Below are 9,521 nucleotides of genomic sequence, written 5' to 3' on the forward strand. Positions count from 1 at the left end.
TCTGGATACTCTCTTAGAAATATGGACATATCAGGTTACAGCGGTTTTCATTTCGGTAGACCACAGTAGGGACGTTCCATGGAACGTCCTTACAAGGTTTTGCTTGTGAAGATGTGGTTCATCAATTTGAAAAGCGCTGTAAGATAAATTCAAGATTTACATAGATAGCAATCCATCTCTCAATAAAATTCTAGAATATCATTCTCTATTGTGCAACACCTAATTTCAGTATAATTAGGCTAGTAGTTGTGCTTTAGGAACTAAAGCACTTATTTTTTTGATCAACAAGTCCAACTATAAACAAGTACTTGATTATAATCTACTTACAGCGGTTTTCATATTGATGACCTCAAGTCAAAACTAAAATTTTCTAGGTATGATTCGCGTTTGCCGAGCATAACCCAGGAAATAATCCCTACTATGGTCTACCCAAATTAAAACCACTGTAGTTAAATTTTCTCTGATATTTCAACTCCAACTGGCACCTTAACTTCAACTGCTTCCTGTTGAGACTGTTTCAATAATTTGCCTGTAGTGGTATTTGAAACATCTTTTTGTTTTGAACTCCTCAATTTCAACTTCTCGGCTAATACATCCCGTTGATTAATCAGATAAATACTAACTAAAGTTAAACCAACTCCCACTGACTGCAACGAACTCAAAACTTCCCCTAAAAACAAATTGCCAAACAATAAAGCAAAAATTGGAGTTAGAAAAGTTAAAGCACTTAAACTCGTAAGATTTCCAGAAGAAGCAAAATAAAAGAACAAACCATAGGCGATCGCGCTGCCGAAAATTGCTGCATAACCCATCGCTATCCAACCATACCCATCAATATTTACCCACTGTCCAGACTCAAACCCAGCGGAAAGAACAAGTAATGGAACACCACCTAAAATCAAATGCCAACCAGTTGCCATAACTGGGTCATTATATTTGCAAACCCAACGCACTAAAACTGTTCCGACTGCCATAGATAGAGATGCTAATAACATCAACCATTCTCCACTTTGAAACAGTGCACCCATTCCCAGAGATGCTTCTATTGTTTCTGGATGCAGCAAACTCCCGATCCATTCATCAGGTAAACCAATTAAACTTATACCAAAAACGCCAATACCTAACCCTAACCAACCCCAAAATCTAATTCTCTCTTGAAATAGCCATAATGATAAAATAGCTACTGCCAAAGGTTGGGAGTCAATCATCACCGAACCCAAACCAGCACCTGTTCTGACTAACCCTTGAGCCAAAAATCCCTGAAACAAAGCACCATCTACTAAGGCAAATAATAAAATCCACAACCAAGCTATTTTTCCTTGTGGTTGAGGTCTTCCCTGAATCATTCCTACCAGTAACAATAATATACCTGCTGGCAATATACGCATTGCTGCCATAAAAAATGGTGTTGTCTGAGGAATAACACCTTTCATAGCTACCATTGCAGTTCCCCAGAAGAAAAAGGGAGCAATTAGTAACAGTGGTGCAAAGGGGAGTTTTGAGTTAGTCAGTTTTAGCTGCATAGTAATTTCAGTTATCAGTTATCAGTCATCAGTTATCAGTACCGACCGCTGTTTGCGCAGCATGACCTAGGTAAATCAGAGGCACCGAAATACTGAAGTTTAATTTTTCTGTCCCCTTGTAGAGCGACAGCTCGTGGCGCAGCCAAGGGGAGACTATTGACCCTATTTTTTGGTCATTATTTTATACATTTTAATATTAAAACTTTATTTACAAATTGTAACAATTTTTCATAGAAGTATCTATTATTAAATTTAATGAATTAATAATAAGGCAAAATTTCCAAATATTCATTAAATATTATCTTTGTTGACAATTTAAGTTGAATATGTTAATAAATAAATTCAGATAATTTGTGCTATAATTAAATTTTACTTTTGACTGAATAAAAGTATGATTTGGCCATTTAAGCCTCGGTATCGTAAACAAATTGCCCGAATTGAAATTAATGGTGTCATCGCGAGCGACACCAGAAAGCGAGTTTTAGAAGCACTGAAAACAGTAGAAGAAAGAAAATTTCCGGGTCTGTTACTGAGAATAGATAGTCCCGGGGGTACTGTTGCTGACTCTCACGAAATTTACAATGCCCTGAAAAATTTGCAAGATAAAGTCAAAATTGTATCTAGCTTCGGCAATATTTCAGCCTCTGGGGGCGTGTATATCGGCATGGGTTCTCAACATATTGTGTCTAATCCTGGGACAATTACAGGTAGTATTGGGGTGATTTTGCGAGCCAACAATATAGAACGTCTTTTGGAAAGAGTAGGGGTTTCTTTTAAAGTAGTAAAGTCTGGTCCATACAAAGATATATTAGCCTTCGACCGAGAAATGACAGATCCAGAGAAGCAAATTCTCCAAGACTTGATTGATAATAGTTATCAGCAATTTGTCAAAATAGTGGCTGAGGCGCGAAATTTAGCTGTAGAAACTGTCAGAAGTTTTGCAGATGGCCGAATTTTTACAGGAGAACAGGCATTAGAATTAGGTGTGGTTGACCGTTTAGGTACTGAAGAAGATGCCCGTAAATGGCTTTGTGAACTGATAAAATTAGACCCAGAGAAGACGGAGAGTTGTACTCTCGAAAAACCAAAATCTCTAGTAAATCGAGTTTTGGGTAATAATCAGGTATCATCAAAACTGTCGGCAGCTCAAAGTTGGGTAGAATTTGAAGTTTCTACCAATGGTTTACCTTTGTGGCTGTATCGACCTTAAGTTAAAATAAAAAGTTGTTGATTGGGAGGATTTTGGTGTGGTGTGGCGAGTTCAAGCAATTCGTGGGGCAACTACTGTCTCAGAAAACTCAAAAGAAGCTATTCAAGAGGCAGTAACGGAACTACTAGATGAGCTAGAGAACCATAATCAAATCGAACCAGGCCAAATTATTAGTACGACTTTCTCTGTGACTCGTGACTTAGATGCTATTTTTCCTGCTGCGATCGCCCGCCAACGTCCCAACTGGAATAATGTACCTTTATTAGATGTGCAGCAGATGCACGTTGAAGGTAGTTTAGAACGTTGTATTAGATTTTTGATTCATGTGAATATGCCAGAAACTCAGGCCAAAAAAATTGTTCATACCTATTTGCGAGGGGCAAAAAATTTGAGGCCTGACTGGCAAAAAGCTTGAATAAGGCATAAGGCAGAAGTCAGAGTTGCTTATGGATAGTCAACGATCAGCCACTCCGTATCTGATAACACCAAGCAATTTTAAGTATTGCAAGTGACTGTGGGGTATTAAACCTGCAAAAGAAAAGAAATAGCAATAGTCTGCTACGGATTTTTTTCTACCCAACGTTACGTTAATGCAAACTATTAAGACAGACTATAACCAATATATTCAAGGGTTATTTTAGCTGCTTAGTTTCACTATACTCATTTTTTTTTGATAACCTTTTCAGAAAATAAGCTAGAGTTACTTATAATTCTCACTCTAAATTTTTATTACATGAGAGCGCCATTTTTTTCCAATATTGTGATATCTACCCTTGTTGCCATAGTCACTTGGCTCTGGACTAGCACTGCCTTGGCTGCAATTCCAGTTCAACTATACGACCTAGAATACAAAGAATGTCCCTCTAGTTTAGAAAAAGGAATGATTTCCAGTGGTTCTAGTATGGCAGCTAACTGTTTTATTATCGGTGGTAAAGCTAAAAATTCTACTGATAAAACTTTGTATGATGCTGATGTATATGGGCGTATCTATGACGCTGATAATAATAATGTTATGCAAAATCGTACAAGACTTGGGTCAATTGAAAAAGTCCCCCCAGGTGTAACTGATTTTGAAATTAGAGTTTCCGTACCAGCAAACCTACCTACTCCATTGAGACTTAAACAGTTTAAATCATCTGGCTTTTCTCATAAAGTTCGGTGGCAAACTATAGAAGAATTTGATGGCTTTTAATTCTTGAAGGCAGGTTGAGTTCTAAGAATTAATATCTTTTTTCAATCTGCCTCAAAGTTTTTTTTTAAAAGAAAACTATATTGATAGATACTAATAAGCCAAGCCATTTAGTAACCCAGTCAAAACTTGAGCAACAAACTGGAGAGCAAATATAGCAATTATAGGAGAAAAGTCTATACCTCCCAAGGGTGGAATAATAGAACGAAATATATTTAGATAAGGATCAGTCAATTGACTCAATACAGAAAATGGTGGATCGTACCAGTTAATATTAGGGAACCAACTTAATAAGATCCTAATGAACATTAAAATTAAATATATTTGTACAAATGTTCCTAAAGTTTGTGCTAGTAGTCCTATGGAGGCATTCATAAGTGTTATTATTCTGAAACTACAAACAATTCATTCATAGATATTAAAGTCTATTTTAACACAGCTTTGCCTTATTCATCTTTCATTCTGGGCTATATATAAAATCTATTTCATAAAATCTAGATTTATTCTTAATAATTTGAGGATTCTTCAGAGAGCGATCGCCCAGAATTTGTCAAGCTTCCATTAACACCATTTATTTGTTGGCGCACTTCATCAATTGCTTGATTCAATTGGGCTATTTTACCTTCCAAGGTTTGACGAGTCTCTTCTATAATTTCTGATTCTTTTATGGCTTTTTGTTTTTCAGTATCTTGAGTCTCTAATAAATTTTCTGCCTCATCTGCATCATTAGATACCCTTGCTCCTACTAAAATTCCCAATAACCCACCAACTAAGCCGCCTACTGCTGCTCCTGCAATCAAACCACTTGCAAAACCATCTCTATTACTCATATTTAGCAAATAGCTAATCGTTTATGTTAATCTTTAATCATTACAATCTAGCATATTCTTAATAGAATGTCAAAAATAAATTAATTTTGATTTGCTTCAAGTGGCCAGTAATATAAAATCCCGTTGAATACTTATTATATAGTTGGGAGTAGGGGAGTGGGGCAGGGTCAATTTATTGTCACCAGAGAAAAAAGGAGGGGGGTGGGGAGTGCGGGGACTGTGGGAAGCACAGGATCTCAAAAAAATATAGGGTTGTAAATATTCTCTGACGACAAAGAATTAGCCTTGGGGGAGTGGGGGAGTAGGGAAGATGAAATATTGAAGTAATTATAGAATTATCAACAGATATTAAACATATCCTCCAAAAAAGGGAGTAGGGAGTAGAGGGAAAGAATTGATAAATAATAGTGCGATAATTGATCTGATTTTTTATCAAAATAATTGGGTTTAAAACCCCGCCTTTTAAGGGAAAATCTTTTTGGAGAGTTGCTCAAATCCCCGTGACAAAAATAACTTTTGACTTCTGATTTCTGACTTCGTTAATATTGGATATATATATTATAACCAGATTCTATGTGCAACCCCACCGGATTTGATATAACTTAAGTACCAAAAGTTCGATCGCCAGCATCGCCAAGACCTGGTATAATATAGCCAACATCATTAACAACCTCATCAATAGTTGCTGTGTAAACAACCAAGTCAGGATAACTAACACTCAACTTTTGTAGAGCAGGAGGAGCAGCTACTACAGAAATAATTCTGATTGAAGCAACATCAACCCCACGCTCAGTTAATTCAGTCATGGCCTGCATAATTGTTCCACCAGTAGCTAACATTGGGTCGCAAATCAAAACCCGAGCATTAGGGGCCAACTGGGGAGGCAGTTTATTCAAATAACAGCTAGGTTCGAGAGTTTCTTCATTTCTAACTATTCCCAGATGATAGATGGATGCCAAAGGTAAAACAGTTTGCGCCCCTTCTAATAATCCTAGACCAGCTCGGAGAATTGGTATTACTACGACAGGGACTTGAGGATTAACAAAAGTAGCAGGACATTCAGCTAAAGGAGTTTGTACTGTTGTTTCTATTATTGGTAACCAATCTCGAATTGCTTCATAGGTTAACCATCGGCCTAATTCTGTCATTGCAGAACGAAATAGAGCAGAGGGTGTATTTATGTCACGAGCTACGCCTAACCAATGTTTTACTAAAGGATGAGGTGGGACATAAACACGAAGTTGCATAGTCATTTCAGTTATCAGCTATCAGTTATCAGTTATCAGTACCTCTAGTTAAAGTCAGAGGTTTGAAATATTGAACTTTATTTCTCTTGGTTGATTGGATATGGCGCAGGTTTCCTCGCCATCCCTCGACCGCTTTGTCACGCCACTACTAAACTTTGATTGACTCAAGTCAAACACTATTAACATCATAAGCGCTACACTGAAATCTAGCAAATTTTCAAAGGTGTTACTATGGCAATTTCTCCTGCATCTCAGTCATTAACTGATAAATTTCCTCCAATACTTGAATATGATGCAATAGTTATCGGTTCTGGTATTGGTGGTTTAGTTACAGCTACTCAACTTGCAGCTAAAGGAGGCAAGGTTATAGTATTAGAAAGTTATACTATTCCTGGTGGTAGCTCTGGTTATTTTGAGAGGGAGGGATACACATTTGATGTTGGTGCATCAATGATATTTGGTTTTGGTAAAAAAGGTACAACAAATTTACTGACTCGTGCTTTAGATGCGGTAAATGTTAGCATAGAAACAATCCCCGACCCCGTACAAATACATTATCATTTACCAGATAATTTAGAGTTAAAAGTTCACCAAAAATATGAAAAGTTTATCCAAGAATTAACTGAAATATTTCCCCATGAAAAAAAAGGAATTCGTCAATTTTATGATGAATGTTGGAAAGTATTTAATTATCTCAATTCTATGGAGTTATTATCTCTAGAAGAGTTAAAATATCTCTCCAAATCATTTTTTCAAAATCCTGGTTCTTGTCTGGGTTTATTGAAGTATTTACCTCAAAATGTAGGTGATGTTGCACGTCGATATATTAGCGATAAACAATTATTAAAATTTATTGATATGGAATGTTATTGTTGGTCAGTAGTGCCAGCATATTTAACACCAATGATTAATGCTGGAATGGTGTTTTCCGATCGCCATTATGGTGGTATTAATTATCCTAAAGGCGGTGTGGGTAAAATTTCTCAAAAATTGGTAGAAGGTTTGGAGAAAACAGGGGGAGAAATTAGATATAAATCTCGCGTTCAAGAAATTATTATTGAAAAGGGAAAAGCTGTAGGAGTTAAGTTAACTAATGGAAAGGTTTATCGAGGTAAGCGAGTTATTTCAAATGCGACGAGATGGGATACTTTTGGCAAGTTAATTCCAACAGAAAAGATACCGTCAAGTGAGAAAAAATGGCGCAGTAATTATCAAAAGTCACCAAGTTTTTTAAGTTTACATTTAGGAGTAGAAGCTTCCGTATTTCCAGAAGGTACAGAATGTCATCATATTCTCTTAGAAAATTGGGAGAAAATGGAGGATGCAGAAGGTACTATTTTTGTCTCTATTCCTACACTTTTAGACCGAGATTTAGCGCCAAAAGGTTATCATATTGTTCATAGTTTTACACCTTGTTATATAGAAGATTGGCAAGGATTAACAATCAAAGAATATGAAGCAAAAAAAGAAGAAGCTGGGGGGCGAGTTATTGATAGATTAGAAAATATTTTTCCTGGTTTAGATGCTGGTTTAGATTATATGGAAGTAGGAACAGCTCGTTCCCATCAAAGATTTTTAAATCGTGAAGATGGTACTTATGGACCTATTCCTAGTCGTAAATTACAAGGTCTATTAGCAATGCCATTTAATGGTACTGCAATACCTGGTTTATATTGTGTTGGAGATAGTACATTTCCTGGTCAAGGTTTAAATGCTGTGGCATTTTCTGGTTTTGCCTGCGCTCATAAAGTTGCTGTTGATTTAGGATTAAAAAAAAGATGATTTTAAGGCAGAAGGCAGAAGGAAAAATTGCTTATGGATTAAACCCCAAACAATTTTAAGCACTTTGTAGACGGTTGGGTATTAAACCCACTACAGAAAAGATAATTAATTCTCCTTAAAAGAAGAGAGTTTACTAAAATAATTTTTTTCTTTTTCATCCTTAAAAATAGAGGCTTTAAATCTTCATAATTCAGTAATTAAAGATAAAGGGAAGATTGAAAATAAAGTTTTTTACTTTAATGTTTTTTCTTTCTTCCTTTCTCATAAAATATGATATACATAATTTTTTAAGAGATTGTTTGTATACAAAAGATTAAAAGGTGTGGGGTGCGTTCATCTAAATTTAATGTTGAGCAATTAAGAATAGCGCAGAACCCCCCCTAGTATTGCAATATTTTAGGCGTGTTACGCCACTACATAATTTATTAATGAGGAAATTGCTGTATGTTTAATCCCCTCAATTTAAATACAGTTAAAATTATTGCACTGATAGGATTAATGATATTGGGATTAATTTCTACATTGGCGATATCCAGTTTTATTCAAACTACCAATATAATCAAAAATCAATCTATTGATTCTCAGTTTGTCATTAATAAATTTCCCCAACAAATAATCAAAAATCAATGGATAATTAGCTCTGCTCAAGCTCAGGAATTAGTTGCACAAGGAGCAACAATTTTAGATGCTCGTTCTTGTAAAATATTGAATCCTCAAAGTTTGTTAAACGCAACTTGTATAAGTTGGCAAGAATTTTCTCAGTCTCAATCTCCATTTAAAGGAAAATTACTTACAGATGACAAAGTTTTGACAGAAAAATTACAAGCTATAGGCATTTTTAATCACAAACCAGTAATAGTGTTTGGTAATACCATAAATGGTTGGGGAGAGGATGGCAGAATAGTTTGGATGTTACGCACTTTAGGTCATCAAAAATCCTTTTTAGTAGATGGAGGTTTTACTGCTTTAGTTAAAGGGGGTTTTCCTACAGTTAAGTTTACGAAAAATAATTCTCCACCTAGAGGAGATTTTGTGGTTAATCAGAATGAAAATTGGCATATTAGTCAGAATGAATTAAAAACAAGTTTAGGAAAAGATAATCTGGTAATTATTGACACTAGGGAGCCACAAGAATATGCTGGAAAAACACCTTATGGAGAACAACGTGGGGGTCATATTCCAGGGGCAATTCATATCTATTTTAAGTATTGGTTAGATAATAATGGGATGTTATTATCGCGGGATAAAATTTTAGAAATGTTGGCAGAAAAGGGAATTACAAAAGATAAAATTATTGTTACTTATTGTACGGGTGGTGTACGTTCTGCTTGGTCTACTTCTGTATTGAAAGATTTGGGATTTAAGGTGAAAAATTACTCTGGTTCTATGTGGGAATGGTCGGCGAGTAGTGCAGATATTTATCCTTTGGAAAAATCCAGAAAAGAGGGAGTAGGGGTTATTGAGGACAGGGAGAAGGGGAGACACGGAGACGCGGAGAGGGAGAAATAAACAGAAGAATAATTAACATTAACTGAGCTGCTAATTAACAAAAAGGGACTTTTTCTGTATTAATTATTTAATAACTGAAGTGTCACATAAGTATAGTATTACTTTTGAGAATTTGTATTAAATTCAAAATCAAAAAAAACTATTTCAGTAATAAAATTTTTGCTAAAAACCCTAAATATTTTGAGAGTTAAAAACGAAAAATTAAGCTTTTCAAACACATTTTATACCAAT

Annotated in this window: 9 protein-coding genes; 5 read left to right on the forward strand and 4 right to left on the reverse strand. The window is 35.5% G+C overall.

The genetic code is table 11. From position 1 onward, the window contains the following. Positions 1-449 precede the first annotated feature (449 nt). Entirely contained in the window at positions 450-1,523 is a 1,074-nt protein-coding gene (locus F6K13_RS06645) for a DMT family transporter (protein WP_287243026.1), read from the reverse strand. A gap of 391 nt (positions 1,524-1,914) precedes the next feature. Between F6K13_RS06645 and sppA the strand changes: the two genes are divergently transcribed. From sppA to F6K13_RS06660, 3 genes are all read left to right on the forward strand, one after another. Further along, a complete protein-coding gene (gene sppA / locus F6K13_RS06650; RefSeq protein WP_124144830.1) occupies positions 1,915-2,733 on the forward strand; it encodes a signal peptide peptidase SppA in 819 nt (272 codons plus the stop codon). A gap of 37 nt (positions 2,734-2,770) precedes the next feature. Beyond that, positions 2,771-3,148 carry a chorismate mutase gene (gene aroH / locus F6K13_RS06655; RefSeq protein WP_124144829.1) on the forward strand — a complete coding sequence of 126 codons (378 nt, stop codon included), beginning with the start codon at positions 2,771-2,773 and terminating at the stop codon, positions 3,146-3,148. Between the two features lie 318 nt (positions 3,149-3,466). Continuing rightward, the gene (locus tag F6K13_RS06660; RefSeq protein ID WP_124144828.1) at positions 3,467-3,925 is read left to right on the forward strand and encodes a hypothetical protein; all 459 of its coding nucleotides are present in this window, start codon (positions 3,467-3,469) and stop codon (positions 3,923-3,925) included. Between the two features lie 90 nt (positions 3,926-4,015). On the opposite strand, the gene F6K13_RS06665 is transcribed toward F6K13_RS06660, so the two are convergent. From F6K13_RS06665 to upp, 3 genes are all read right to left on the reverse strand, one after another. Next, on the reverse strand, positions 4,016-4,297 hold the full coding sequence (locus F6K13_RS06665) for a YggT family protein (protein ID WP_124144827.1): 282 nt from the start codon (positions 4,295-4,297) through the stop codon (positions 4,016-4,018). A gap of 131 nt (positions 4,298-4,428) precedes the next feature. Further along, a complete protein-coding gene (locus F6K13_RS06670; RefSeq protein ID WP_124144826.1) occupies positions 4,429-4,752 on the reverse strand; it encodes a hypothetical protein in 324 nt (107 codons plus the stop codon). A gap of 602 nt (positions 4,753-5,354) precedes the next feature. Next, positions 5,355-6,005, reverse strand: coding sequence for a uracil phosphoribosyltransferase (upp, locus tag F6K13_RS06675; protein ID WP_124144825.1), 651 nt, complete (start codon positions 6,003-6,005; stop codon positions 5,355-5,357). A gap of 225 nt (positions 6,006-6,230) precedes the next feature. Between upp and crtH the strand changes: the two genes are divergently transcribed. Further along, positions 6,231-7,781, forward strand: a complete 1,551-nt coding sequence (gene crtH / locus F6K13_RS06680) for a carotenoid isomerase (protein ID WP_124144824.1) — start codon at positions 6,231-6,233, stop codon at positions 7,779-7,781. Between the two features lie 444 nt (positions 7,782-8,225). Then, the gene (locus F6K13_RS06685) at positions 8,226-9,290 is read left to right on the forward strand and encodes a sulfurtransferase (RefSeq protein ID WP_205127349.1); all 1,065 of its coding nucleotides are present in this window, start codon (positions 8,226-8,228) and stop codon (positions 9,288-9,290) included. Positions 9,291-9,521: the final 231 nt, after the last annotated feature.

The organism is Okeania sp. SIO2B9, assembly GCF_010672505.1.
Lineage (GTDB): Bacteria > Cyanobacteriota > Cyanobacteriia > Cyanobacteriales > Microcoleaceae > Okeania > Okeania hirsuta.

Coding starts and splice junctions, on each gene's coding strand:
- F6K13_RS06645 (WP_287243026.1), bottom strand. CDS start 1,523: ATGCAGCTAAAACTGACTAACTCAAAACTCCCCTTTGCACCACTGTTA.
- sppA (WP_124144830.1), top strand. CDS start 1,915: ATGATTTGGCCATTTAAGCCTCGGTATCGTAAACAAATTGCCCGAATT.
- F6K13_RS06660 (WP_124144828.1), top strand. CDS start 3,467: ATGAGAGCGCCATTTTTTTCCAATATTGTGATATCTACCCTTGTTGCC.
- F6K13_RS06665 (WP_124144827.1), bottom strand. CDS start 4,297: ATGAATGCCTCCATAGGACTACTAGCACAAACTTTAGGAACATTTGTA.
- F6K13_RS06670 (WP_124144826.1), bottom strand. CDS start 4,752: ATGAGTAATAGAGATGGTTTTGCAAGTGGTTTGATTGCAGGAGCAGCA.
- upp (WP_124144825.1), bottom strand. CDS start 6,005: ATGACTATGCAACTTCGTGTTTATGTCCCACCTCATCCTTTAGTAAAA.
- crtH (WP_124144824.1), top strand. CDS start 6,231: ATGGCAATTTCTCCTGCATCTCAGTCATTAACTGATAAATTTCCTCCA.
- F6K13_RS06685 (WP_205127349.1), top strand. CDS start 8,226: ATGTTTAATCCCCTCAATTTAAATACAGTTAAAATTATTGCACTGATA.